This is a genomic window from Streptomyces sp. 5K101 (assembly GCF_046506645.1).
Classification (GTDB): Bacteria; Actinomycetota; Actinomycetes; order Streptomycetales; family Streptomycetaceae; genus Streptomyces.
Genome location: NZ_JBKFFO010000005.1, coordinates 336,585 through 360,811 on the forward strand (window position 1 = coordinate 336,585; position 24,227 = coordinate 360,811).

The 24,227-nt window shown below is 68.8% G+C and carries 19 protein-coding genes, 1 tRNA gene and 1 pseudogene; 11 read left to right on the forward strand and 10 right to left on the reverse strand.

Going from position 1 to position 24,227, the window contains the following annotated elements; genetic code table 11:
- Window positions 1-38: 38 nt before the first annotated feature.
- Both ACLB9X_RS12495 and ACLB9X_RS12500 read right to left on the reverse strand, forming a co-directional pair.
- Window positions 39-2,084 (reverse strand): SPFH domain-containing protein, encoded by a 2,046-nt coding sequence (locus tag ACLB9X_RS12495; protein ID WP_410360368.1) that lies wholly within the window; start codon window positions 2,082-2,084, stop codon window positions 39-41.
- 48 nt (window positions 2,085-2,132) lie between these two features.
- The gene (locus tag ACLB9X_RS12500) at window positions 2,133-2,738 is read right to left on the reverse strand and encodes a hypothetical protein (RefSeq protein ID WP_410360369.1); all 606 of its coding nucleotides are present in this window, start codon (window positions 2,736-2,738) and stop codon (window positions 2,133-2,135) included.
- 238 nt (window positions 2,739-2,976) lie between these two features.
- Between ACLB9X_RS12500 and ACLB9X_RS12505 the strand changes: the two genes are divergently transcribed.
- Window positions 2,977-4,041 carry a PucR family transcriptional regulator gene (locus ACLB9X_RS12505; RefSeq protein ID WP_410360370.1) on the forward strand — a complete coding sequence of 355 codons (1,065 nt, stop codon included), beginning with the start codon at window positions 2,977-2,979 and terminating at the stop codon, window positions 4,039-4,041.
- A 32-nt stretch (window positions 4,042-4,073) separates the two neighbouring features.
- On the opposite strand, the gene ACLB9X_RS12510 is transcribed toward ACLB9X_RS12505, so the two are convergent.
- Complete coding sequence (locus ACLB9X_RS12510; RefSeq protein WP_410360371.1) at window positions 4,074-4,949, reverse strand: potassium channel family protein; 876 nt, start codon at window positions 4,947-4,949, stop codon at window positions 4,074-4,076.
- Window positions 4,950-5,523: 574 nt separating this feature from the next.
- Here ACLB9X_RS12510 and ACLB9X_RS12515 point away from each other — a divergent pair.
- The 3 genes from ACLB9X_RS12515 to ACLB9X_RS12525 all read left to right on the forward strand — a co-directional run bounded on the left by ACLB9X_RS12515 (window position 5,524) and on the right by ACLB9X_RS12525 (window position 8,830).
- Complete coding sequence (locus ACLB9X_RS12515; RefSeq protein ID WP_410360372.1) at window positions 5,524-7,059, forward strand: alanine/glycine:cation symporter family protein; 1,536 nt, start codon at window positions 5,524-5,526, stop codon at window positions 7,057-7,059.
- 285 nt (window positions 7,060-7,344) lie between these two features.
- Window positions 7,345-8,643 (forward strand): Na+/H+ antiporter NhaA, encoded by a 1,299-nt coding sequence (gene nhaA / locus ACLB9X_RS12520; protein ID WP_410360373.1) that lies wholly within the window; start codon window positions 7,345-7,347, stop codon window positions 8,641-8,643.
- Window positions 8,644-8,677: 34 nt separating this feature from the next.
- Window positions 8,678-8,830, forward strand: coding sequence for a hypothetical protein (locus ACLB9X_RS12525; RefSeq protein ID WP_410360374.1), 153 nt, complete (start codon window positions 8,678-8,680; stop codon window positions 8,828-8,830).
- Window positions 8,831-8,848: 18 nt separating this feature from the next.
- Here ACLB9X_RS12525 and nhaA (ACLB9X_RS12530) read toward each other — a convergent pair.
- From nhaA (ACLB9X_RS12530) to ACLB9X_RS12545, 4 genes and pseudogenes are all read right to left on the reverse strand, one after another.
- Window positions 8,849-10,089, reverse strand: a pseudogene (gene nhaA, locus ACLB9X_RS12530) (Na+/H+ antiporter NhaA).
- Window positions 10,035-10,811, reverse strand: a complete 777-nt coding sequence (locus ACLB9X_RS12535) for a DUF3040 domain-containing protein (RefSeq protein ID WP_410360375.1) — start codon at window positions 10,809-10,811, stop codon at window positions 10,035-10,037. The pseudogene nhaA (ACLB9X_RS12530) and the gene ACLB9X_RS12535 overlap by 55 nt, the downstream one beginning before the upstream one ends.
- Window positions 10,808-11,599 (reverse strand): slipin family protein, encoded by a 792-nt coding sequence (locus ACLB9X_RS12540; protein WP_410360376.1) that lies wholly within the window; start codon window positions 11,597-11,599, stop codon window positions 10,808-10,810. Before ACLB9X_RS12540 ends, ACLB9X_RS12535 begins: the two co-directional genes overlap by 4 nt.
- Window positions 11,584-12,954, reverse strand: coding sequence for an NfeD family protein (locus tag ACLB9X_RS12545; RefSeq protein WP_410360377.1), 1,371 nt, complete (start codon window positions 12,952-12,954; stop codon window positions 11,584-11,586). Before ACLB9X_RS12545 ends, ACLB9X_RS12540 begins: the two co-directional genes overlap by 16 nt.
- Before the next feature lie 153 nt (window positions 12,955-13,107).
- Between ACLB9X_RS12545 and ACLB9X_RS12550 the strand changes: the two genes are divergently transcribed.
- A complete protein-coding gene (locus ACLB9X_RS12550; protein ID WP_410360378.1) occupies window positions 13,108-14,703 on the forward strand; it encodes a PucR family transcriptional regulator in 1,596 nt (531 codons plus the stop codon).
- A 292-nt stretch (window positions 14,704-14,995) separates the two neighbouring features.
- On the opposite strand, the gene ACLB9X_RS12555 is transcribed toward ACLB9X_RS12550, so the two are convergent.
- Together ACLB9X_RS12555 and ACLB9X_RS12560 are read right to left on the reverse strand one after the other, a co-directional pair.
- Entirely contained in the window at window positions 14,996-15,265 is a 270-nt protein-coding gene (locus ACLB9X_RS12555; RefSeq protein ID WP_410360379.1) for a hypothetical protein, read from the reverse strand.
- 109 nt (window positions 15,266-15,374) lie between these two features.
- Window positions 15,375-16,595 carry a cation:proton antiporter gene (locus ACLB9X_RS12560; protein ID WP_410360380.1) on the reverse strand — a complete coding sequence of 407 codons (1,221 nt, stop codon included), beginning with the start codon at window positions 16,593-16,595 and terminating at the stop codon, window positions 15,375-15,377.
- 575 nt (window positions 16,596-17,170) lie between these two features.
- On the opposite strand from ACLB9X_RS12560, the gene ACLB9X_RS12565 reads away from it, so the two are divergent.
- Window positions 17,171-17,539 carry a hypothetical protein gene (locus ACLB9X_RS12565; RefSeq protein ID WP_410360381.1) on the forward strand — a complete coding sequence of 123 codons (369 nt, stop codon included), beginning with the start codon at window positions 17,171-17,173 and terminating at the stop codon, window positions 17,537-17,539.
- A 249-nt stretch (window positions 17,540-17,788) separates the two neighbouring features.
- Here the strand turns inward: ACLB9X_RS12565 and ACLB9X_RS12570 are convergent.
- A tRNA-Leu gene (locus tag ACLB9X_RS12570) sits at window positions 17,789-17,875 on the reverse strand.
- A 337-nt stretch (window positions 17,876-18,212) separates the two neighbouring features.
- Here ACLB9X_RS12570 and ACLB9X_RS12575 point away from each other — a divergent pair.
- From ACLB9X_RS12575 to ACLB9X_RS12595, 5 genes are all read left to right on the forward strand, one after another.
- Entirely contained in the window at window positions 18,213-19,046 is an 834-nt protein-coding gene (locus ACLB9X_RS12575; protein WP_410360382.1) for an FhaA domain-containing protein, read from the forward strand.
- Window positions 19,047-19,056: 10 nt separating this feature from the next.
- The gene (locus ACLB9X_RS12580) at window positions 19,057-19,569 is read left to right on the forward strand and encodes an FHA domain-containing protein (protein ID WP_410360383.1); all 513 of its coding nucleotides are present in this window, start codon (window positions 19,057-19,059) and stop codon (window positions 19,567-19,569) included.
- A gap of 149 nt (window positions 19,570-19,718) precedes the next feature.
- A complete protein-coding gene (locus ACLB9X_RS12585) occupies window positions 19,719-21,218 on the forward strand; it encodes a PP2C family protein-serine/threonine phosphatase (RefSeq protein ID WP_410360384.1) in 1,500 nt (499 codons plus the stop codon).
- A gap of 26 nt (window positions 21,219-21,244) precedes the next feature.
- Window positions 21,245-22,669 carry an FtsW/RodA/SpoVE family cell cycle protein gene (locus ACLB9X_RS12590; protein ID WP_365994920.1) on the forward strand — a complete coding sequence of 475 codons (1,425 nt, stop codon included), beginning with the start codon at window positions 21,245-21,247 and terminating at the stop codon, window positions 22,667-22,669.
- On the forward strand, window positions 22,666-24,126 hold the full coding sequence (locus tag ACLB9X_RS12595) for a peptidoglycan D,D-transpeptidase FtsI family protein (RefSeq protein ID WP_410360385.1): 1,461 nt from the start codon (window positions 22,666-22,668) through the stop codon (window positions 24,124-24,126). The genes ACLB9X_RS12590 and ACLB9X_RS12595 overlap by 4 nt, the downstream gene beginning before the upstream one ends.
- The last annotated feature ends 101 nt before the right edge of the window (window positions 24,127-24,227 follow it).

Consider the following 24,227-nt stretch of genomic DNA (forward strand, 5'->3'; position numbering starts at 1 on the left):
CCCGCGCGGCAGCTCCGAGTATTTCGAGACCGGCTCGGTCAGCTCGTGGCGGTTCCGTTCAGCCCCGCGAGCTCGGCGACCGGCATGTCGGCGAGGCCCAGCTGCCGCGCCTTGCCGATCAGCTCCTCCAGCTGGCCGGACCCGGCCGGCATGAGCTTCATCAGCAGGGCGGAGACGGTCAGGTTCTGCACGTCGGCCGTGGAGACCGACCCCAGCACCTTCGTCAGGTCCTCGGTGAAGGACGCGGAGCCGTCGAGCCACGGGCCGGCCAGCGCTTGCGCGGTCTGCGAGTGGTGGACGAAGCCGTCGACGCTCTTGCCGAGTGAGATCGCTCCGACGATCCGGTCGAAGAAGGCGGACTCGCCTCCGACGATGTTGATGTCGGCGTTCTCCAGGCCGGTGGCCAGCACCGTGGCCTGTGCCTCGGCGACTTGGCGCTGCACATCGATCCCGGCGAGCCGGATGTCCTTCTCCGCCTCCAGTCGCAGCCGGAACTCCTCGTGTGCACGGGATGCCTCGTCGAGCGCGGCCATCGCGGCCGCCTTCTCAGTGAGGCCCGCCGCCTCGGCCTTGAGCTTCTCGCCGATGGCCGCCGCCTCGGCGAGGGCCTTCTCGCGAGTGCCGACCGCCTCGGCACGCAGCCGGGCCTCGGTCGCCTCTGCCTCGGCGCGGCCGGCCTTCTCGATGGCGTCCGCTTCCTTCTCGCGCACCTGGACTGCCGCCAGGCCCTCGGCCGCGGCTTCGGCCTGGATGCCCTCGGCAAGCCTGACCTTCGCGCGGGCGTCCATGTCAGCGGCCTTGTGGCGCGCCTCGGCAAGAGTGAGTTCCTCCGCCGCCCGGTGGATCGCGGCCTGCTCGGCGGCTTCGGCGGCCTTGATGTCCTTGACCAGCTGCTCCTGCGCCTCGGCCTCGGCGGCGATAACCACAGTCTGGCGGTTGCGCTCGGCCTCCTCGACGGCCCGGAGCTTCTTGATCGACTCCTCCTGTTCGGCGACCGTACGGTCCACCGCGACCCGCTCACGAATGACCTCGGCGATCTCCCGGCGCTCGGACTCGACCTCCTTTTCCGCCGAGATGCGGGTCAGCTCGGTCTCCCGGTCCCGGGCGATGACCTCGAGCAGGCGGTCCTTCTCGATGCGCTCGTTCTCGATGGCGATGACCCGCTCACGGTTCTTCTGCGCGACGGCGACCTCGCGGGCCTGGTTCTCCCGCTGGATGCCCAGCTGCTCCTCGGTCCTGAGGAACGCGCTCTGCGCACGCAGCCGCTCCTCCTCCACCACCCGCGCCGTCTCGGCCTCCTCCTTGGCCCGTACGGTGTCGATCTCGCGCTTCTGCTTGATCTCGGCGTCGGCCTGGCGGCGTTCCAGCTCCAGGATGGCTTCGCGGGCGTCGACGTTCTGACGGGTGATCTCCTTCTCCTCCGTGCGCTGGAACTCGTTGGTGCGCACGTGCTCGACGGCCGTCAGCTCGGTGATCTTCCGGATGCCCTGGGCGTCGAGGATGTTGGATGCGTCCAGCTGCGCGAGCGGCGTCTGCTCCAGGTAGTCGATCGCCGCGTCCTCCAGGCTGTAGCCGTTCAGATCGGTGCCGATGACCTGGATGATCCGGTCCCGGAACTCATCCCGCTTGGTGTACAGGTCGGTGAAGTCGAGCTGCTTGCCGACCGTCTTCAGCGCCTCGGAGAACTTGGCGTTGAACAACTCCTGGAGCGTGGCCTGGTCGCTGGCGCGTGCTGTCCCGATGGCCTGCGCGACCTTGATGACGTCCTCGACGGTCTTGTTGACCCGTACGAAGAACGAGATGCGGATGTCGGCGCGGATGTTGTCCCGGCAGATCAGACCGTCCCGGCCTGTCCTGCTGATATCGATGGTCTTCACCGAGATGTCCATGACCTCGGCCTTGTGCAGCACGGGCAGGACGACCTGACCGGTGAAGGTCACGTCGACCTTTCTCATCTTCGAGACGATCAGCGCCTTGCCCTGCTCCACCTTGCGGAACAGCCGGCTGATCACGAACAGCATGGCGATGGCGATGAGCAGGACAACGGCGACGAGCACGCCGAGACCTACGGTGATGGCATCCATGAGGAATCCCCGGATCGAAGGGTGAGAGCTGAAGCAGGGGGCGGCGGGTCAGCCGCGGGGGTCGAGCGCCTTGTCGAAGGGCGTGACCCAAAAGAACTCGCCGGTGTCGTCGTACGCGTACAGCAGTCCCGTGCTGCCGAGCTCCATCCGGTCCCCGTCGCTCTGGCGGACCTGTACGACGGCGGTGGAACCGTCCCCCGCCGCGACTTCCGCCTGGCCGAACTCCTCGTCCACCCGTCCCGTGCGGATGGTGCAGGTCAGTCCGACGAAGTGGTGCAGGGACGGCCCGGGTTCATCGGGGAACAGCTTGGCCAGCGGGCGTACGAGTACACAGGTCAATCGCCAGGAGCCGATCAAGGAGACGGCCAGCAGGACGGCGCCGAGGAGGTGAAGCGAGGCGTCGGGCCACCCCGTGCTGGCGAGAAGGACGGATCCGGTGAGGCTGAAGAACCAGGCCAGGGCGACTAGCAGCGAGGTGGACACCGAAACGGGAACTCCGCCAAGATTCAGCGCGTCGGCGTCCACGTCCGCGTCGAAACTGTCCGTGTCGACTGCGCCCATCAGTACCAGCAGCCAGAAGCCGATGACCACGACGAGGGCGGCGGTGAACAGCGCCGTGGGGAACGTGGCGGTGGCCTGCAGAAACTCGGCCATGGTCCATCCCCCTTGTGTTTTCGGCACGGCACCCTGCTTTCCGGGGCCCAGCATCGGTTGCGTGCGCTTGGCTCCGGCAGGTTCATGCTGGCAGGACGCCACACGTGTTCGCATTGCCGTGCACCGGCAATCTTTACGCCCTCTTGATGCCGGTGACCGCCCCTCGGCACACCCGTGCCACCCTTGACGTTCACGCGTCAGAAAGGCGTCATCGGCGCGGCAAAGACGGGGAGGGGCCATGACGGAACTGGACACGGCCGAGGAGTATCTGACGGGGTATGCCCGGATCCTGAGCGGTGCCTGTGCCACCGGCAGACGCCTGACCCGCGACGAGCTGGAAGCACTACGCTCACAGGGCGAGCGGGCCGCGGAGGCCGGCATCGGGCTGCGCCTTCTGGTCCGTGCCCACTTGTCCGCCGCTCAGGACGTACGAGCCGAACTGCGGCGGGGCGCCGCCGCCGACCACCTTCTGACAGCGGTGGAGCAGGCAGTGGACGCCTTTGCGGAAGGACACGAGCGGGCTCAGCAGCTCGCTATCCGCCAACAGGAGGCAGCCCGCAGAGAGTTCATCGACGACCTGCTCCACGGGCGCAGTGATGCCGGCCGTCTCGCCGAACGGGCGGAACGCTTCGGACTGTTGTTGTCACACGCCCACGCGGTCGCAGTGGCACAGGGACCAGAGCCGTACGACGACGGCTATCCCGTCACGCGAAGCGTCGAGTCGTCCCTCATGGCGCGCTTCGGGGACCGCCGCATTCTGCTCACCACCAAGAACGGCCGGCTGATCTGCATCGCACCGGGCGACCAGGCCGACGTCCTCGGCTTCTTCGCCAAACAGGCGTACGCCGCGACGGACGGCGGCCGGGTGGCCATCGGCCGGCCCCACCCGGGCGTCGGCGGAGTCGTCCACTCCTACGAGGAGGCGCTCAACGCCCTCGACCTGGCCGCGCGCATGCATCTGGAGGCCCCGGTGCTGCACGCCGCGGACCTCCTCGTGTACCCGGTCCTCACTCGCGACCGGCAAGCCATGGCCGACCTCGTGCGCACCGTACTCGGCCCGCTCCAGCAGGCCCGCGGCGGCGCGCAGCCGCTCCTCGACACCCTCATCGCGTACTTCGACACCGGTTGCGTGTCCGCCGAAGCGGCCCGGCGGCTCTCTTTGAGCGTGCGGGCGATGACGTACCGGCTGGAGCGGATCCGCCAACTGACGGGCGCCGACCCCGGCGACCCCGGCGACCGCTACACGCTGCAGACAGCGGTCATCGGCGCCCGCCTGCTGGACTGGCCCGACCAGGAGCTCTGACGGCACACCGGATCTCGACCGCGGACTGGCCGTCACCCCTTGTCGGCATTCCCGTGGTCCTGTGCGTACCGGGCGAGGACTTGCTGAGTCGTTCCACCGGTGTGGAGGAACCGTTCATCGAGGGTGACCGCAAGGTCGGGCAGGGAAACGCGCAAGAGCTCCTTGACCAGCCGGCGTTCTTCACCGGGGCCGTCCGGCAGCTGTTCCGCCACGGCGACGAGGTACATGATGTTCGCGGCCAGGGAGGTGTTCTCGTCGCCGTCGTGGAAGTAGTACGACTCGGCGTACTGCCGGTAGTCCATGCAGACGTGAGCAAGGTCGGCGGCGAGGTTCTGAAAGGCGGTGCAGGCCACGGACGTGGACAGCTGCTGCTTCCCGAGGCCGGCGCGCCGCAGCTGGGAGACACGCAGGGCGACGGCTCGGCGGCGGGCAAGGGCGGGATAGATGCCCAGGACCCAGCTCACCGTGGCCGTCAGCAGGGCGAAGCCGACCACGGCTTCTACTGGGCCGAGGATACGCAGCCATCCGTCGGTCGGCGCGATGTCGCCGAGCCCCAGGGTGGCCATGGTGACGATGGAGAGGTAAACGGCGTCCAGGAAGCCCGAGTGTTCCGCCGGTGCCAAGCCCGTGGCGAAAGGGAAGCCGCCCGGCATGTGCGGCCAGTACATCAAAGCCCACCCGGCGATGACCGTGACCGCCCACAGGGCCACGACGGTCACCATGCCGAGAGGGCCTGCCAGACCGACCGTGCGCCGCCTGTCGAAACGGGCCGAGATTCGCCATGCGACGGTCATGACGCCTCTGCTGAGTCCTCCGTGGCGGGTCGGGTGCCACAGGGTGTGGAACATGTCCCTGAGGGCGAGCATCGCCAGTGCGAGGCCGCCAAGCGTCACCAGCCACTTCGCCACTGCTCATCCTTGGCTTATCGGTGGTCCAACGGCCGGTCGGCGGGGCGCTGCCGGGATCGGCGCCCGGCAGTACGCGGCTGCGGATGGCGGCCGAGGAGTTCGGCGAGTCCCCGTCGGGTGGCGCCCGACGTGCCCCGTTCCCGGTAGCGAGGACTGAAGAGGAGGGGAAGTCACCCGCGTAGAGCGCCTCGCGCTGGGCACGGATCGCAGGGCAGTTCACCCCGCCCGCCGCGGCCGGGCCGGAGGACCGACAGGGCATAGGTGCCCGATGATCGGATCTCGGTGACCGCATAACGGTCTGGTATCACTCGCTGGCACTTTCGGATATTACTGATCGTTATGTGATTCAGGTCACTAAAGGTCTCGTAAAGGCTGTGGTAAAACTACGCAACTCGTCCGCGGCCGCCTGTCGCGGCCTTCGGGGACCGGGCTGATGCCCGGCAACAAGACCAGGGTGATCACGCTCCGAGTTCGCGGAGCGCACCCGTCGCCGATCGGACAACGGCGTTCACTCAAGCCCGCACACCAACCGGCCCCACCCCCACGCCGGTCCTGCGCCAACGAGGTAGCCAACGTGTCACTCGACTCCATTACCACATCCGTCGACGAAGCCGTCAGCGGATTCTTCGAGCCCATAGCCACCTGGCTCGGAGAAGTCGTCTTCTATTCCGTTCCTGTAGGCGGGACGGACCTGCCCCTCATCGTCGCCTGGCTGGTCGTCGCCGGTCTGGTCTTCAGCGCCTGGTTCGGGCTCGTCCAGATCCGCAAGTTCAAGCTCGCCGTCGACGTGGTGCGCGGGAAGTACGACGAGAAGGGGTCGGCCGGCGAGGTCAACCACTTCCAGGCTCTGACGGCGGCCGTCTCCGGCACGGTCGGCCTCGGCAACATCGCGGGTGTGGCGGTCGCGGTCTCCATCGGTGGCCCCGGTGCGACGTTCTGGATGATCCTCTGCGGCCTGCTCGGCATGGCGACCAAGTTCGTCGAGGTCACGCTCGGCGTGAAGTACCGCGAGGTGCACGCCGACGGCACCGTCTCCGGCGGCCCGATGCACTACCTGCCCAAGGGCCTGGCCGACCGCTTCGGCAAGAACGGCAAGACCCTCGGCAAGGTCCTCGCGATCCTCGCCTCCTTCTTCGTCCTGTTCTTCGGCCTCTTCGGCGGCAACCTCTTCCAGGTCAACCAGTCCTACGCCCAGCTGGTCTCCGTGACCGGCGGCGAGAACGGCCTGATGGGCGGATCCGCCGGCGCGCTCTTCTTCGGCATCCTCATCGCCGCCCTCGTCGGCATCGTCCTCCTCGGCGGCATCCGCTCCATCGCCAACGTCACCAGCAAGCTCGTCCCCGCCATGGCCGGCATCTACATCGCCGCCTGCCTGGTCGTCATCCTGGTCCACGTCTCCGCCGTCCCGGCCGCGATCGCCACCATCATCGAGGGCGCCTTCAACCCGCAGGGTGTCGCGGGCGGTGTACTCGGCGCGCTGATCATCGGCTTCAAGCGGGCCGCGTTCTCCAACGAGGCCGGCCTCGGCTCCGCGCCGATCGCCCACTCCGCGGTCAAGACCAAGCACCCCGCCAGCGAGGGCCTGGTCGCCCTGCTGGAGCCGTTCATCGACACCGTGGTCATCTGCACCATGACCGCGCTGACCATCGTCATCGCCAACCCGGCCAGCTGGGCCGAGGCCCGCGCGGGCGAGTCCATCGGCGGCGTCACGATCACCTCCGACGCCTTCGCCACGGTGCTGCCCTGGTTCCCGTACATCCTCACCATCGCGGTGATGCTGTTCGCGATCTCCACGGTGCTGACCTGGGGCTACTACTGCATGAAGGCCTGGACGCACCTGTTCGGCCGCAGCCAGGCCAGCGAGCTGACCTTCAAGGTCCTCTACACGGTGTTCGCCGTCGCCGGCTCGCTGCTCACGCTGCAGACGCTGATCGACATGGCCGACGCGGTGCTGTTCATGCTCGCCGTCATCAACATCATCGGCCTGTACCTCCTCGCCCCCGTCGTCAAGCGCGAGCTCAACTCGTTCCTGGAGTTCGTCCGCGCCCGCAATGCCGGTGAGATCACCGAGGACGACGAAGACCAGGAGCCGGTGAAGACCACCGTCTGACCGCCCCCGCGGCCCGGCTCCTGGGGTCCCCCCGCCGAAGGCAGGAGGGAGGGCCCGTCCACACCTCGCGCCCTTGGTGTGGACGGGCCCGCTTGTCATGTCTCTGAGGGCGTTTCAGCAGGTGAAACGCCCTCTAGTGGGATCGCGTAGGGCCGGTTAGGGTGTGAAGAACGCGTCAACGGCCCTCCCCTGAGCGGCAGTGCCAGACGCGCGGTGTGCCGGGAAGTCTGGTCGGCGTCTTCGGGCCCGTGTGCCCAAACCGATCCCTTACCCGGAGGTCCACCCATGGCTGCTGCCCCGCGCGAGCGTGCCCCGTTCCTCGGCCTGCTCCCGCTGCCGGAACGCAACGCCGTGGTCCAGGCTCTGAGGACGGAAACGGTCGGCGGCCTGGTGCTCCTCGCCGCCGCCGTGCTGGCCCTGGTGTGGGTGAACAGCCCCTGGGGCGATGTCTACGAGCGAATACGTGACTTCCACTTCGGCATACCGGCACTCGGCCTGGACCTCTCCGTCGGCCACTGGACCGCCGACGGACTGCTCGGCGTCTTCTTCCTCGTCGCCGGCATCGAGCTGAAGCGAGAGCTGGTCGTCGGTGAACTGCGTACGCCCGCCACCGCCGCCCTCCCGGTCATCGCCGCGGTCAGCGGCATGGTTGTTCCCGCCGCCTTCTACGCCGTCACCGCCTCGGCCGGCGGCGGAAACGTGAACGGCTGGGCCGTGCCGATGGCCACCGACATCGCCTTCGCTCTCGCCGTGCTCGCGGTCCTCAGCAGCCATCTGCCCGCCGCGCTCAGGGCGTTCCTGCTCACGCTCGCCGTCGTCGACGACCTCGGCGGGATCCTCGTCATCGCGATCTTCTTCACCAGCGACCTGAACTTCGCGGCATTGGGCGGCGCGTTCGCCGGCCTGGTCGTCTTCTACGTGCTCCAGCGCTTCCGTGTGCGCGGCTGGTGGTGGTACGTCCCCCTCGGCATCGCGATCTGGGCGCTGATGTACAACGGCGGCGTCCACGCCACCGTCGCCGGCGTCGCCATGGGCCTGATCCTGCGCACCACCCGCGACAAGAGCGAGGACGCCTCCCCCGCCGAGCGCACCTCCCACCTCCTGCACCCCGTGTCCGCCGGTATCGCAGTGCCTCTGTTCGCGCTCTTCGCCTCCGGCGTCAGCGTCACGGCCGCCTCCCTGGGACAGGTCTTCACCGAACCGGAGCCGCTCGGCGTTGTGCTGGGCCTGGTCGCCGGCAAGGCCCTCGGCATCTTCGCCGGCACGTACCTGGCGGCCCGCTTCACCCGAGCCCGTCTCAACCCCGAACTCGCCTGGGCGGACGTCTTCGCGCTCGCGGTGCTGGCGGGGATCGGCTTCACCGTCGCGCTGCTCATCGGCGAGCTGGCCTTCCCCGATCCGGCCACCGCCGAACACATCAAGGCCGCCGTCCTCGTCGGCTCAGTCATCGCCGCCTGCCTCGCCGCCCTCCTCATCAAGCGCCGCAACGGTGTATACCGCCGCCTGTACGAGGAGGAGAACCGCGACGACGACCACGACGGCATCCCCGACATCTACCAGCGCGCCGGTGCCCCGAACCACTGACGCCGGTGCCCCGAACCACTGACCAGGAGGGCACATGGATCCCCACTCGCTGACGGTGGCCGTCACCGCCGTCACCCTCGTCATGGGAACCGCGGTGGCGTGGTCGATGCTTGCCGGTGTACTCGTCGCCTACGTCGTGGGCCCGTCCACCTCGGGACTGACCACCCTTTCGCAGGCGTGGGCCTGATGAGCGCGGTTGGTGGTCCTAACCGTTGCTCGAGGGAGGGTCCCTGGCCTTCGGGCGCGTGCCGCGCCGACGCTCGTGGGCATCGCCAAGCTGGTAGATGTCCGGAATGCCGTCCGCGTTCTGGTCGGCGGTCTCCGCCTCGTACAGCCGCCGGTATTTGTTGTTCCGCAGCCTCAGCAGCAGGCAGGCCACGACGGCAGAGGTCAGGGAGCCCAGGAGGACTCCGGCCTTGATGTGCTTTAGCTCGGCCGGATCGGGGTAGGCCAGCTCGCCGATGAGCAGGGACACGGTGAATCCGATGCCGGCCAGCATGGCCACGGCGACGACGTCGGCCCAGGCGAGGTCCTCGCTGAGTCGGGCTCGGGTGAAGCGCACGGCGAGGTAGGAGCCGCCTGCGATGCCCAGGACCTTGCCGGCGGCCAGGCCGAGCGCCACACCCAAGGGTTCGGGGCGTTCGACGACATCGCCCAATGTGTCGCCGGAAACGCTCACTCCGGCCGCGAAGAGTGCGAAGAGCGGAACGGCCACCCCGGCGGAGACGGGCCGGGCCAGGTGGGCGATCCGCTCGGCCGGACGCCTGCCTCGCTCGCCGTCCTTCGCCACGCGCAGCATGAGCCCCATGGCGACTCCGGCCACGGTGGCGTGGACGCCGCTGGCGTGCGTCAGCCCCCAGATGGCCAGGGGCAGGTACCAGTACCAGCCGTGCACCCGCCTCCGGTCATGCAAGTGGAAGAACAGCCCGAGGCCGAGTACGGCGCCGATGAGGGCGGGAAGGTGGATCGCGGACGTGTAGAAGATGGCGATGACGACGATGGCCCCGAGGTCGTCGACCACGGCGAGGGTGAGCAGGAACGCGCGCAGTGCGGAGGGCAGATGGGTACTGATCACCGCGAGGACGCCCAGTGCGAAGGCGATCCGTGGCCATGGGGACGGCCCAGCCGTTCCACGTACCGCCCCTGGAGGTGGCGACGAGTCCGTAGACCAGTGCCGGCACGAGCATGCCGCTGGCGGCCGCGACTACGGGCAGGAGGGCGGTTTCCCGATGGCGCAGTTCACTCGATGACCAACTCGCGCTTGAGTTCGGCGCCGGCCACGAAGAAGAAGATGGTCAGCAGTCCGTCCGCCGTCCAGTGGGCCACGGAGAGGTTCAGGCCCAGTGCTTCGATGCCGAAGTGGAAGTTGCGTATTGACTCGTACGCGCCGCTCAGCGGCGTGTTCGCCCACACCAGCGCGACGGCCGCCGCGGCGAGCAGAACCATGCCGCCCACGGTCTCCGTGCGCAGAGCGTCCGCCACGAAGGTGTGCTCGGGCAGGGGGAGCCGCCCGAGGAAGGTGCGGGTCCGGCGGTTGCTCCGGGGCATGCGGCTGATCTCTCGGCGGTCAGGGGGTCTTCGTACGCTTCAGGTCGGGGAGCCTGCCAGCGGCCGGGTGGTGCGCGTTCAGGGCGGTAAGCGTGCGGCTCGTCGATCAACGGCGTGGGTGTCGGATGGGCCGGAGAGGGGGCGAGCGCAACTGACATGGGGTCACCGGGGGAGGCCTTCTCGAAGGTCCTTCCGGCGGCCTCAGGTGCGAGGGTCGGAATGCCGTCCCTCGCGTGCCGTGGGGTAGCGGATCGCTGCGCGCGCCGTCCTTTCGCCGGTGTTGCCGGCAGGACGCGGCGCTGCATGTGTAGGGAATGGGCCGGAGTAACGCCGTTCGGCGGGCTCTTGTTGTCGTCGGGCGACGTCTGCCCGCTGAGGATCGCCGTGAGGAGCATGCCGACCACCGCTACCACGGCGAGCACGATGGCCAGCTTCCCGTACCACTTGTGTGATGCCTTGTTGTCGTTCTCGTTCTCGTGGCCGTCTTCGGGGAACTGATGGTTGAGGGCGTCCATCAGCGAGGCCAGCTCCGGGTCGTCCCGGGCGAGGTGCCGCTCCATCTCCGCGAGGATGCGCCGGTCGTCCATCGAAGGGGTCACTCCGATCACCTGCGTTCTCATGTCTGTACGGGGCGGGGGGCACCCCCGGCATCGGGCGGGCGGAGCATGTCGACCAACCGCAGGATTTCCATGGGCAGCGGGAAGATGAGGGTGGAGTTCCGCTCGGAGGAGACCTCGGCCATGGTGGAGAGGATCCGCAGGTGCATGGCGGCGGGGTGGCCCTCAAGCCGTTCCGCCGCATCCGCGAGCGTCTGCGCGGCCTCGAACTCGCCCTTGGCGTGAATGACCTTGGCGCGCCGGTCGCGCTCAGCCTCGGCCTGCCGGGCCATCGCGCGGCGCATGGCCTCCGGCAGCTCGACGTCCTTCACCTCGACCAGGGTGACCTTGACGCCCCAGGGGTTGGTGACGTCGTCGATGATCTGCTGGAGACGCTGGTTGATCTCGTCCCGATTGACCAGCAGCTCGTCCAGGTCCACCTGGCCGAGGATGCTGCGCAGCGTGGTCTGGGCTATCTGCGAGGTGCCCTTGATGTGGTCCTCGATCGACACGACGGAGCGGTTGGGGTCGACGACGTTGAAGTACGTTACGGCGTTGACCCGTACCGTGACGTTGTCCTTGGTGATGACGTCCTGCGGCGGGATGTCCATCGTCACCGTCCGCAGCGAGACGCGCACCATACGGTCCACCACGGGAATGATCACGAACAGTCCCGGGCCCTTGGCGCCGATGATCCGTCCGAGCCGGAAGATCACCCCGCGCTCGTACTCGGGCACGATCTTCACGGCGGCCATCAGCAGCATGAGCAGGACGGCTGCGCCGAGGATGATGCCGATCAGTCCTGAGTCCATGATCCATCCTCCTGTTCGGTCTCCCGGCCCCCCTCGGGGCCGGCACCTTCGACGATCAGGTCCAGTCCATCGAGGTCCACGACGCGGACGTGCTCTCCTGCGACGATCGGGGCGTCGCGGCCGCGGGCGGTCCACCAGGCGCCTTCGAGCAGCACCTGACCTGTACTGGTGCGGGGATCGACTCGGCGTACGACGGCCTCACGGCCCACCAGCCCCTCGTGCCCGGTCGTGGCAGGCGCCCGGCGGGCACGCCACGCAAGCCGGCCCGCCAGCAGAGTGCCGCCTCCCACCACCACGGCGGTGGGCCACAGCACGGCGGGATCCACGCCCAGCTCGCCCCGGAAGAGCAGCACGCCCGCGAACACGAGAGACACGGTTCCTCCGGCGGCGAAGATGCCGACCCCTGGTGTGAGCACCTCCGCGACGAACAGAGCGGCGGCGAGTGCAAGGAGCAGCAGACCGCCGACGTTGAACGGCAGCACGCTGAGCGCGACGAAACCGAGGACCAGGAGGATCGCCCCGGTGACCCCTCCAAGCCCCATGCCCGGGCTGGCCAGCTCGTAGATCAATGCCAGCGTTCCGATCGACAGGAACAGAAACGCCAGCTCGGGGCTGGCCAGCAGTTGGCGGAGCTCGCCGAAGAAGCCGAGGCCGTGCTCCACCACCTGAGCGCCGGTCGTCCGCAGGACGACCTCGTGCGGGGCGTCCGCCGGGCCGACGATGACCCGCCGTCCGTCCAGCTCGGTGAGCAGGACATCACGAGACGGCGCCACCAGATCGACCACATCAGTCCGCACCGCCTCCTGGTCGGACACCGCCGTACCCTTGCGCACCATGTCCTCGGCGAACCGCGTACTGCGCCCTCGCTCTTCGGCGATCGACACCGCGAACGCGACCGCGTCACTGACGACCTTGTCGCTCGCCTCCTCGCCCTGGCCGGTCACCGGCGTGCCGGCCCCGATGTGGGTGCCGGGCGCCATGGCGGCGACGTGCGCGGCCATCGCGATGTAGGCGCCCGCGGACGCGGCGCGCGCTCCGGGCGGGGCGACGTAGACGACCACGGGGACCTCCGACGCGAGGAAGTCCTGGACGATCTCCCTGGTGGACTGCAGCAACCCGCCCGGCGTATCGAGCTCGATCACATACGCCGCGTGCCGATCCTGCTCGGCGGTGCGCAACCCTTCCTGGAGGTGATCGGCGACGACGGGGGTGATGGTGCCGTCGACACGGGTGACGAGCACAGTCGACGGCGACTGCGCCGCGCTGATCGACGGTGCCGCGAGCAGGCAGGCCAAAGCGAGCAGGAGGAGGCGGGTAAGCCTCCGCAATGACGCCAGAGAGCGGGTCTGGGGCACGGCGCGGCACCCCCTTCGAGTCCGAGCGCGGACCTCGCCGGGTGCTGTGTATTCACGGGCTACCCGTCCCCTTCGACCGGACGCCTGCCGAGGCTGCACAGCGACGGCCGTCTCGGACCATCCCATATTGCCGAGGTCCGGCAAAATGGGACCATGGAGACGGGCAAGCGGGGCGACGCAGCGCAGGCAGCCGCGGGAACGGCCGCAACGGAGAGGGGCCTGCCGGCGGCCGATGCGCTGGAGGGCTTCGAGGAGCAACTCGCCGTGATCTCCCTCAACAGGCGACGGCTGGCTGAGGCAGACCTCGAGCCCTTCAGGGAACTCGCGGTCGCCGCGGCGGACGACGGCACTCCGCTGCGGGCGCTTGTCGGCACCTGCCTGGACTCCGCCTGCCGGCACTGGGCGGATCTACCCGGCGCGAAACAGGCACGGGACCGTGAAGCTCTGGAGCAGGTGGTCTCCGCCGTCCTGTGGGCCGTCGGGGATACGACGGTGGCGCTGACCGAGGCGTACGAGACCGCTCACCGGGCGGCCATTCGCGGAGAGGAGGCTACACGGCGCGAGTTCGTCGACGACCTCCTGGAAGGCCGCACCCACCTGGGCCGGCTCGCCGAGCGGGCCGAGCGGTTCGGATTCCGTCTGCTGGGCCCCCACGTCGTCGCTGTCGTCCGCGCAGCAGGCGCCTTCGGGGCTGGGGATGCCGCGACCCGTTACGTCGAGGAGGCGCTGGTGGCCCGGTTCAGCGCCCGCGGGGAACTGATCACTACCAAGGAGGGCCTGCTGGTGTGCGTGTCGCCCGGCGCGGCGACGGAGGTCCCCGCCTCCCTCGCCGAGGGTGTGCGCCACGCCGTGGGCGAGGAGTACCGGATCGCCGTCAGCCGGCCCCGGCCGGGACCCAGCGGCATCGTCCGCTCCTACCAGGAAGCCCGCAGCACCCTCGGCCTCGCGGCGACCCTGGGCCTGCGCACCCAGGTCGTGGACGCCGCCGACGTCCTGGTCTTCCAGGTGCTCGGCAGGGACCGAGCGGCGATCACCGACCTGGTCGCCACCGTGCTCGGTGGGCTTGAGGGGGCCCGCGGCGGCCCTCAGCCGCTCCTGGAAACCCTGAGCGCGTACTTCGCCAGCGGCTGCCTGAACACCACCACCGCGCGGCTGCTCGGCCTGAGCGTCCGAACCGTCAGTTACCGGCTCGGCCGCATCCGGCAGCTCACCGGCCACGACCCCACCGATCCCGAGCAGCGATACGTCCTCCAGACCGCCGCGCTCGGCGCCCGTCTCCTCGACTGGCCCTCCAGCCCCCTCCAGCCCGCCGACTGCCCCCTCCTCCCTCACCCCAAGGAAGCGTTCAGCGATGCAGGGCCTCCGTCGCGGCGAAGAGCCCGACGGCCAGCGGCAGCGCCCGCCAGGCGAACGCAACGCCCGTCACAGCACGGCCGGCCTGGCCCTGGGGCGGCAGCTCAGGGTGGCGGGCGAGCACCGTCAAGGTGTCCGCCACGTGGCTGCCGTGGCTGGTACGACGCAACAGCCGGTTCGCCCACGGCGGCAAGAAGGAGCCTGCCAGGGCCTCCTTATCGGGGCCGGAAAAGCCGAGGAACCCGTCGCGGCGAAGCTCGACGTGACCGATCGCCGACCACGGAATGCATCGCACCGCCCAGAACCTGCGGAGGTGCACGCCCTCTCGGTCGGCGGCGACACGCCACATGCCCAAACGGCAGCACACCAGCCCACGGCGGCACCCCGGCCGGGTAGGCCCGCACGCCAGACGAACGGCACTGGAGACGCTTCCATACCGGCCGCCAGTTCCTCGATCCGCAACCGCCGCTCGTACCGCTGCCGGTGCCGTGCGCTGCGCCGGTCCACGGCCGTCACCGCCCGTCCCGGGCGAAGAGGCGCAGAACCGCGGCCATGAGCAGAAGGACCACCCCCGCTGCCAGCACGAGCGAGCCAGGGCCCGGAAGCACGTACATCACAGCCCCGGCGCCGACGAGCACGGCACCGCTGCCGGCCAGCCACCCCAAAGCCGGACGCCTGTACCGCCCGTTCACGACCCACCTACCTCGCCGCCGGAATTGACGGTCGGCCAGTTCGCTGCCTCACGGCGGTTGAATCGCTCGCAGAGCGTCGCCCCCAGGATGAGTCCGTGTCCGCCGAAGACGGTCATGGGCACCAGCACCATGCGCACGAGCTCCGCGGCCTCGGGTCCCATCCCGGAGAGGGTCGTGACCGGCGGAGCCAGCAGGCCCGCGTACAGGACGAACGCCGCGATCCCCTTCACCTTCAGCCCGCCGGGCGTGGAGTCCGCCGCATCCACCGCGGCACACGCCCGGCCATCAGCGCCGCCGCGAGAGGCAGCATCACGGCTGACGAGACGGCGATCCACAGCCACTGAAATATCAACACGGCTCCTCCTTGGGGCGCACTCAGCGCTGCCGGGCAACCGTGCCGTCGTCGTCCTTGTCCGGGATCCCGGCGAGGTCGTCGACGTCGAACAGCCTGGCGATGGGTACGTCGGTGCTGCTGTGGGCGATGATCGAGAACGCGATGCAGACGGCGATAAGCGTGAACGCCTGCTCGCCCTGCGGAATACCTGCCTGGAGCACGAGCAGCCCGTAGACGACCGATGCGAACCCCTTGGGTCCGAACCAGGCGGCGACCAGCTTCTCGCGGCGGTCGAACCGCGTGCCGATGAGCGAGAGCAGGAGGGATGCGGGTCGGATGAGCACGATCGCCAGGAACACCGCGACGTATCCGCCGAAGGAGAGGTCTCCGAAGAGCTGCGGTGTCAGGAGCGCGCCGAAGACGAGCAGGGCGGCGAACTTGGCCAGCTCCGCCAGGGCCTCGCCGAGCGGCTCGAACGCCGTCTTGGCCTCCGGCGATACGGCCACGATCACGGCGCCCGCCGAGAACGCCGCCAGGTAGGGGTTGGCGTGGGTCAGGTGGCACAGGGCGTACAGGATGATCCCGGTGGCCAGCGGCAGCAGCGGCTGCAGCTTCGGCTCCGCGCCCAGCAGGCGGAAACGTGCGAGCCCGTTGACGAGCAGCGGCAGCAGCACGCCGAAGGCGAGCCCCAGCGCCAGCTCCAGGCCGATCTTCCCGAACGACGCCTCGGCGTGGCCACTGCTCGGGCCAGCCGCGGCGATGAGGACCAGGACGACCGGGAGTGCGAGCCCGTCGTTGATGCCGCTCTCCACATTCAGCAGCTGCCGCAGCTTGGCGGGCACTTCCTTGCGGCTCACGATGGCGGAGGCGAACACCGGGTCGGTCGGCGCCAGGACGGCGCCGATGAGGAAGGACGTGGTCCAGTCCAGGCCGACCAGGTAGTGGGTGACCAATGCCATGCCGACGAAGGCGAGCGGCATGCCGAGGCCGAGGGCCCGGGCCGGGTTCTTCCAGCTGGCACGCAGCTTGAGGAAGGACACGTGCATGCCGTCGGTGAACAGCACGGCGAACAGCGCCAAGTCGGCGGTGACCGCGACGATCTCGCTCTCCGGCGTGATGTGGATCAGCCCGAGGAAGCCGTCACTGACGAGCGCGCCGCCGACGAGGAAGAGGAAGGACGTGGACAGCACGGTCCGGGCCGCGAGCCCGGAGAGCAGAACCGCGATGAGCAGAGCGGCACCGAAGACGGCTACGAGCACCATGCGAGAAACTTCCGATCAGCGAAGACAACTGTCCCTTGTTCGCCGACCAGGCTTCCCGGCACACCGCAGCGGACTTTACATGCTTCTTACGCGTTCTTGACAGGTGCCTGGCGGGCATACGCGATTGGTCCACGCTGCCGGTGCACGGCAACGACCGCACATACGGGGGCGCCCCACATCCGGATTCCCGCCGATACAACTGGGTCACGGCGGCCGAATCATTGACGCGCCGTACGCGGCGTCTAGGGCTTGCAACGCGGCTTCGTCGGTGTCCACATCCACCACGACGCGATTGTCCGGCGGTTCGCCGACAACGTCGGCGAACCGCCGACCGCCCAGGGTTCCGGGATGCCGGGTGCGGGCCGCGATCTCGTCGAGTCGGGGTGCGGGTGCTGGGGCTCTCACCGCGTTCAGTTCCCGTGCGCGGTGCTCGAGGCCCGCGCCGAGACCAGGTCGACTCGGTCGGTCAGGTCGGCCATCATGGACCGGCGTACGGCCACGTCGTGCCAACGCCTCTCCTTCTCCTCCAGAAGCTGGAGCTGCTTGTCGGGATCAACGGAAATTACCTTCCACTCGTGGACCCCGAGCCCAGCCCGGTCGGCCCGCTCAAGGTGTGCCGCCAGCGCAGCGTCACCCTGGCACCTGCCGAAGGCGCCAAGCACTGGCAGGCTCTCGAATACGGCGACGCAGAATGGCAGAAGGTCTACTTCCGGCTCCGCAACAGTGTCGAGGGCTACAACGGCTACGCGAAGAACCCCCTGGCCGAGGCCATCGAGGCTGCCGGCTCCGGCCGTAACCGCGGAATGCCGCCCAGACCATCCTCCTGGTCTTCCAGCTCGCCCACGCCAACCGCCGGAAGATCAAGAACTGGGTCGAGGCCCTGGCCCTGGCCGGCCAGAGACCTCGCCGACGCACCCACCACCGGCGACGGACCAAACCGCTGAGCAGCTGGACCCCCACCGGATACCTGGCCCCAAGCAGCTAGCACCACAGAGAACGGACCACCTCAACCGAAGATCTTGAAAGACGCGGGCCCGCTCCGTGACGTACGCCACGGAGCGGGCCTTGCTGCGTGCGGGCCGTCGGGCACGACGAAGCCCCTACAGCACTGCGGCCGCTGGGGTTGATCAACGAGAAACGGGCCCTCACCTGGACTTTCGTCCCTGGTGAGAACCCGTTTCGTCGGTTTCTCATGGTGCGCGAGGGGGGAGTTGAACCCCCACGCCCTTGCGGGCACTGGAACCTGAATCCAGCGCGTCTGCCTATTCCGCCACCCGCGCATTGGGTGTTGTCGTCCGGCGCTTCACCGGTTTCGGTGCTGCCCCCTGGCGACATGCAGAAGATTAGCACGCTGCGCAGGGTGGATTCACATCCGTTGTTTCGGGGCCCCTCGGAACGAACAGGGAACGAGGCGAGCAAGCGGGGAACGAAGAGCGGCCTGCCCCCACTCCTCCTGGATGCACCCCGGGTGCGGGACACTGTTCTCAGGCCGCCTCTACGATCCGTGTGAGAGGTGACACTCATCGACGGGGCAGACAAGGGGAACCAGCCGATTTCCCGACGCGTGGATACGATCAGTAAGCAGTACCAGGGCGACAACGACGGAGGAGGTGCCCCATGGGAGTCCTGAAGCGTTTCGAGCAGCGTCTCGAAGGCCTGGTCAACGGCACCTTCGCCAAGGTGTTCAAGTCCGAGGTCCAGCCTGTCGAGATCGCGGGCGCCCTCCAGCGCGAGTGCGACAACAACGCGACGATCTGGAACCGCGAGCGGACGGTCGTCCCCAATGACTTCATCGTCGAGCTCAGCGCGCCCGACTTCGAGCGCCTGAGCCCGTACTCGGGCCAGCTCGGCGACGAGCTGTCCGGCCTGGTCCGCGACTACGCCAAGCAGCAGCGCTACACCTTCATGGGCCCGATCAAGGTCCATCTGGAGAAGGCGGACGACCTCGACACCGGTCTGTACCGCGTGCGCAGCCGCACTCTGGCGTCGAGTACGTCACAAAACGCCGACCCCGCCGCCCCGCAGGGCGCACCGCGCGGCGGCTACGGCTACCCCCCTCCCGGCGCACCGCCCATGCCGGCCGCGCCGCCTCCCGGCATGCCCGGCGACCGGCGCCCCGGCCCCGCGGCCGGCCAGCGCCCGCCCGGCCCCGGCTCCCTGCCGAACGCGCAGGTACGCCGCTGGATCGAGATCAACGGCACACGCCATCAGATCTCCCGCCCGACGCTGGTGCTGGGTCGCAGCACCGACGCCGATGTGCGGATCGACGACCCCGGCGTCTCGCGCCGGCACTGTGAGATCCGGACCGGAACGCCCTCGACGATCCAGGATCTCGGGTCCACCAACGGCATCGTGGTGGACGGGCAGCACACCACCCGCGCTACGCTCCGCGACGGCTCGCGGATCGTCGTGGGCAGCACCACCATCGTTTACCGGCAAGCCGAAGGGTGAAGCGGGGGCAATGTCAGAGCTGACCCTGACGGTCATGCGGCTAGGTTTCCTGGCTGTTCTGTGGCTGTTCGTGATCGTGGCCGTCCAGGTCATCCGCAGCGACCTGTTCGGGACGCGCGTCACGCAGCGCGGCTCGCGCCGCATGGCCGACGCCCGTCCCCAGCAGGGGCGTCAGGCCGCTGCGCCGCCGCAGCAGCGCCAGCAGGCCGGCGGCCGCCAGCGCAGGGGGGCGCCCACGAAGCTCGTCGTCTCGGAGGGCAGCCTCACGGGCACCACGGTCGCCCTCCAGGGCCAGACGATCACCCTGGGCCGTGCGCACGACTCCACCATCGTGCTGGACGACGACTACGCCTCCAGCAGGCATGCCAGGATCTACCCCGATCGAGACGGCCAGTGGATCGTCGAGGATCTCGGGTCCACCAACGGCACCTATCTCGACCGGACCCGGCTCACCACCCCGACACCGATTCCGCTGGGCGCGCCGATCCGCATCGGCAAGACCGTCATCGAGCTGCGGAAGTAGTGCTACGTCATGAATGAGTGCGAGCGGAGCGAGCGAGCCGCAGGGGTCCCCGCGGGCGACCGGCACGGGCTCCCGACCGGAGGGTGGGCAGTGTGGCTCGAGACCGGCTGGCGCGACAGTCAAGCGGCGAACCGACGGGCGAGGTGCGCATGAGTCTTTCTCTGCGTTTCGCCGCCGGATCGCACAAGGGCATGATCCGCGAGGGCAACGAGGACTCCGGTTACGCCGGCCCGCGCCTGCTCGCCATCGCCGACGGCATGGGCGGCCAGGCCGCCGGCGAGGTCGCCTCCTCCGAGGTCATCTCCACGCTGGTCACCCTCGACGACGACGTTCCCGGCTCCGACATCCTCACCTCGCTCGGCAGCGCGGTACAGCGTGCGAACGACCAGCTCCGGATGATGGTCGAGGAGGACCCTCAGCTCGAGGGCATGGGCACCACGCTCACCGCGCTCCTGTGGACCGGTCAGCGCCTCGGTCTCGTCCACGTCGGCGACTCGCGCGCGTACCTGCTGCGCGACGGTGTGCTGACCCAGATCACCCAGGACCACACCTGGGTGCAGCGGCTCGTCGACGAGGGCCGTATCACCGAGGAGGAAGCCACCACCCACCCGCAGCGCTCCCTGCTGATGCGCGCGCTGGGCAGCGGCGACCATGTCGAACCCGACCTCTCCATCCGCGAGGTCCGCGTCGGTGACCGCTACCTGATCTGCTCCGACGGCCTGTCCGGCGTCGTCTCGCACCAGACGATGGAGGAGACACTCGCCAGCTACCAGGGCCCGCAGGAGACCGTGCAGGACCTGATCCAGCTCGCCCTGCGAGGCGGCGGTCCCGACAACATCACCTGCATCGTCGCGGACGTCATCGACACCGATTCCGGCGACACGCTCGCCGGACAGCTGAGCGACACCCCGGTCGTCGTCGGCGCGGTCGCCGAGAACCAGCACCAGCTGAACGACGGCGGCGCCATGCAGACCCCGGCCGGCCGCGCCGCGGGCCTCGGCCGCCCCTCGGCGGGGCAGGCTCCCAGCGGCAGCTTCGGCCCGCCCGGCTCCGGCGACGGATACGGCGGCATGCCGCCGGAGGGCTCGTTCGGGTCCTTCACCGACGACGACTTCGTCAAGGGGCGCGGCGGCCGCAAGTGGCTGAAGCGGTCGTTCTTCGTCGTCCTCGCCCTCGCGGTCGTGGGCGGCGGACTGTACGGCGGCTACCGCTGGACCCAGACCCAGTACTACGTCGGTTCCAAGGACGAGCACGTCGCGCTCTACCGGGGCATCAGCCAGGACCTGGCGTGGGTCTCGCTCTCGGATGTGGAGAAGGACCACCCCGAGATCGAACTCAAGTACCTACCGCCCTACCAGCGCAAGCAGGTGGAGGCGACGATCACCGAGGACAGCCTCGGCAGAGCCCGGGCAAAGATCGACGAGCTCGCCCGCCAGGCCACCGCCTGCAAGAAGGACGAGCAGCGCCGCGAGGTGGCCGACCGTGCCAGCACCCCGCCGCCCGGCGCGGGCGAGGGTGAGGCCGACGGCGCCGCCGGGACGCCGACCACGCAGAGCTCCAAGACCAAGCCGAACGCAGCCGCTCCCTCTCCGGGTCCCACCCTCTCGGAGGAGGAGCAGAAGCTGGCCTCGAACTGCGGCAAGCAGTAACAGGGCCGTAGGGGGCCTTCTCCACCATGAGCGTTGTCACCAACACGACCACGATCGGCGCGATCGACGCACCGAGCCGACGCAACACCGAGCTGATGCTGCTCGGGTTCGCCGTCGCGATTCCGGTGTTCGCGTACCTCAATGTCGGGCTCGCCCTCGACGGCGAGGTGCCGACCGGCATGCTCGGCTACGGCCTCGGCCTCGGTCTGCTCGCAGGCGTCGCCCACCTCGTGGTGCGCAAGTTCGCCAAGTACGCGGACCCGCTGCTGCTGCCGCTGGCGACGCTGCTCAATGGACTGGGCCTGGTGCTGATCTGGCGCCTGGACCAGTCGCCCCGGCTGCTGGCCCGCAGCGACTTCGCGCCGCAGGCCACCAACCAGCTGATGTACTCGGCCGTCGGCATCGCCCTGTTCCTCGGTGTGCTCCTCATGCTGAAGGACCACCGCATCCTGCAGCGCTACACCTACATCTCCATGGCGGCGGCGCTCGTTCTGCTGCTGCTGCCGCTCGTTCCGGGGCTCGGCGCGAACGTCTTCGGCGCGAAGATCTGGATCCGGGTCGGCGGTTTCTCCATCCAGCCGGGCGAGTTCGCGAAGATCATCATCGCCGTCTTCTTCTCCGGCTACCTCATGGTGAAACGGGATGCGCTGGCCCTGGCCAGCCGCCGCTTCATGGGGCTCTACCTGCCGCGCGGCCGGGATCTCGGCCCGATCCTGACCATCTGGGCCATGAGCCTGCTGGTGCTGATCTTCGAGAACGACCTGGGCACCTCGCTGCTGTTCTTCGGCATGTTCGTGATCATGCTGTACGTCGCCACCGAGCGGACCAGCTGGATCGTCATGGGTCTGCTGATGTCCGCGGGCGGCGCGGTCGTCGTCTCGCAGTTCGCGGGCCACGTCCAGTCCCGCGTGGCCGCCTGGCTCGACCCCTTCGGATGCCTGGAAACCGCCCAGGACCCCAACATGCTCAACGCCTGCGACCAGATGACGCAGGTCCTGATGTCCTTCGGCGCCGGAGGGACGCTCGGCACCGGACTGGGGCAGGGCAACTCCGACCTCATCCAGTTCGCCGCCAACTCCGACTTCATCTTCGCCACCGTCGGCGAGGAACTGGGCCTGGCCGGCGTGATGGCCTTCCTGCTGCTGTACGGCCTGCTCATCGAGCGAGGCGTGCGCACCGCCCTCGCGGCACGCGACCCATTCGGCAAGCTGTTGGCGATCGGCCTGTCCGGTGCGTTCGCGTTGCAGGTGTTCGTGGTCGCCGGCGGCGTGATGGGGCTCATCCCGCTGACCGGTATGACCATGCCGTTCCTCGCGGCAGGCGGTTCCTCAGTGATCGCCAACTGGGCCCTGATCGGCATCCTGATCCGTATCAGCGACACCGCGCGCCGTCCCGCGCCTGCCCCCGCCCCGTCCCCCGACGCCGAGATGACCCAGGTGGTCCGACCGTGAACAAGCCCCTGCGCCGGATCGCGATCTTCTGCGGGCTGCTCGTCCTCGCCCTGCTGATCCGGGACAACTGGCTGCAGTACGTCCGTGCCGACGAGTTGAACTCACACAAGCTCAACCGCCGCGTCCAGATCGAGCGCTACTCCTACGAGCGCGGCAACATCATCGTCGACGGCAAGGCCATCACCGGCTCCGTCGAGAGCGGCGACAGGTATTACAAGTACAAGCGCACGTACATCAACGGCCCCATGTGGGCACCGGTGACCGGGTACGCCTCCCAGGCGTACGACGCCAACCAGATCGAGAAGCTCGAGGACGGCATCCTCAGCGGCAACTCCGACCAGCTCTTCTTCGACCGCACCATGTCGATGTTCACCGGTGACAAGAAGAAGGGCGGCAACGTCGTCACCACCCTCAGCGGCAAGGCCCAGGAGGCCGCCTTCAAGGGGCTCGGTGACAAGAAGGGCGCCGTCGCCGCCATCGATCCGAAGACCGGCAAGATCCTCGCCCTCGCCTCCACGCCGTCCTACGACCCCTCCTCCTTCGCCGGCTACTCCGCCAAGGACGAGAAGGCCTGGGTCGCGCTGGAGAAGGACAAGGACAAGCCGAAGCTCAACCGCGCGCTCCGCGAGACCTACCCGCCCGGCTCCACGTTCAAGGTGGTCACGGCCGCTGCGGCACTGGAGTACGGCGAGGTCGACGACATCGACGCCGCGACCGACACCCCGGAGCCGTACATCCTGCCCGGCACCCGCACCCCGATGGTCAACCACGCGGGCGGCTGCGAGAACGCCAGCCTGAACGAGGCGATGCGCGTCTCCTGCAACTCCGTCTTCGCCAAGCTCGGCGACGACGTGAGCCGCGACAAGATGGTCGAGATGGCGGAGCGGTTCGGCTTCAACAACCCGGAGATCGACACGCCGGTCCGCGCCGCCGCCTCCGTCTACGACAAGAACATGAGCCGGGACGGCAACGCACAGTCCTCCATCGGCCAGTTCAACACCGCGGCCACCCCCCTCCAGATGGCCATGGTCACGGCTGCCATCGCCAACGACGGCAGGCTGATGAAGCCGTACATGATCGACAAGCTCGTCTCGCCGAACCTGGACACCGTCCAGCAGAACAACCCGGAGGAGATGAGTCGCCCGATCTCGCCGAAGAACGCCCAGCTCCTCCAGCAGATGATGGAGAACGTCGTCGAGAACGGCACCGGCGGCAACGCCGCGATCAGCGGCGTGAAGGTCGGCGGCAAGACCGGTACCGCCCAGCACGGCGAGAACAACAGCAAGAACCCCTACGCCTGGTTCATCTCGTACGCCAAGGACGACAACGGATCGCCCGTCGCCGTCGCTGTCGTCGTCGAGGACAGCAACGCCCGTCGTGACGACATCTCGGGTGGCGGCCTCGCGGCCCCCATCGCCAAGGCCGTGATGAAGGCGGTGCTCGACGAACAGGAGTGACGAGGATCACTCCCGACCCGCATACCTGCACATTGCGATACCGGTCGGGTATCAGCTGTCGCTCCCGGGCGGATCAAGCAGTACGTGCCCGGTAGCGTATG

Coding starts and splice junctions, on each gene's coding strand:
- ACLB9X_RS12500 (WP_410360369.1), bottom strand. CDS start 2,738: ATGGCCGAGTTTCTGCAGGCCACCGCCACGTTCCCCACGGCGCTGTTC.
- ACLB9X_RS12505 (WP_410360370.1), top strand. CDS start 2,977: ATGACGGAACTGGACACGGCCGAGGAGTATCTGACGGGGTATGCCCGG.
- ACLB9X_RS12525 (WP_410360374.1), top strand. CDS start 8,678: ATGGATCCCCACTCGCTGACGGTGGCCGTCACCGCCGTCACCCTCGTC.
- ACLB9X_RS12560 (WP_410360380.1), bottom strand. CDS start 16,595: ATGGTGCTCGTAGCCGTCTTCGGTGCCGCTCTGCTCATCGCGGTTCTG.
- ACLB9X_RS12495 (WP_410360368.1), bottom strand. CDS start 2,084: ATGGATGCCATCACCGTAGGTCTCGGCGTGCTCGTCGCCGTTGTCCTG.
- ACLB9X_RS12590 (WP_365994920.1), top strand. CDS start 21,245: ATGAGCGTTGTCACCAACACGACCACGATCGGCGCGATCGACGCACCG.
- ACLB9X_RS12575 (WP_410360382.1), top strand. CDS start 18,213: ATGGGAGTCCTGAAGCGTTTCGAGCAGCGTCTCGAAGGCCTGGTCAAC.
- ACLB9X_RS12550 (WP_410360378.1), top strand. CDS start 13,108: ATGGAGACGGGCAAGCGGGGCGACGCAGCGCAGGCAGCCGCGGGAACG.
- nhaA (WP_410360373.1), top strand. CDS start 7,345: ATGGCTGCTGCCCCGCGCGAGCGTGCCCCGTTCCTCGGCCTGCTCCCG.
- ACLB9X_RS12535 (WP_410360375.1), bottom strand. CDS start 10,811: ATGAGAACGCAGGTGATCGGAGTGACCCCTTCGATGGACGACCGGCGC.
- ACLB9X_RS12540 (WP_410360376.1), bottom strand. CDS start 11,599: ATGGACTCAGGACTGATCGGCATCATCCTCGGCGCAGCCGTCCTGCTC.
- ACLB9X_RS12585 (WP_410360384.1), top strand. CDS start 19,719: ATGAGTCTTTCTCTGCGTTTCGCCGCCGGATCGCACAAGGGCATGATC.
- ACLB9X_RS12580 (WP_410360383.1), top strand. CDS start 19,057: ATGTCAGAGCTGACCCTGACGGTCATGCGGCTAGGTTTCCTGGCTGTT.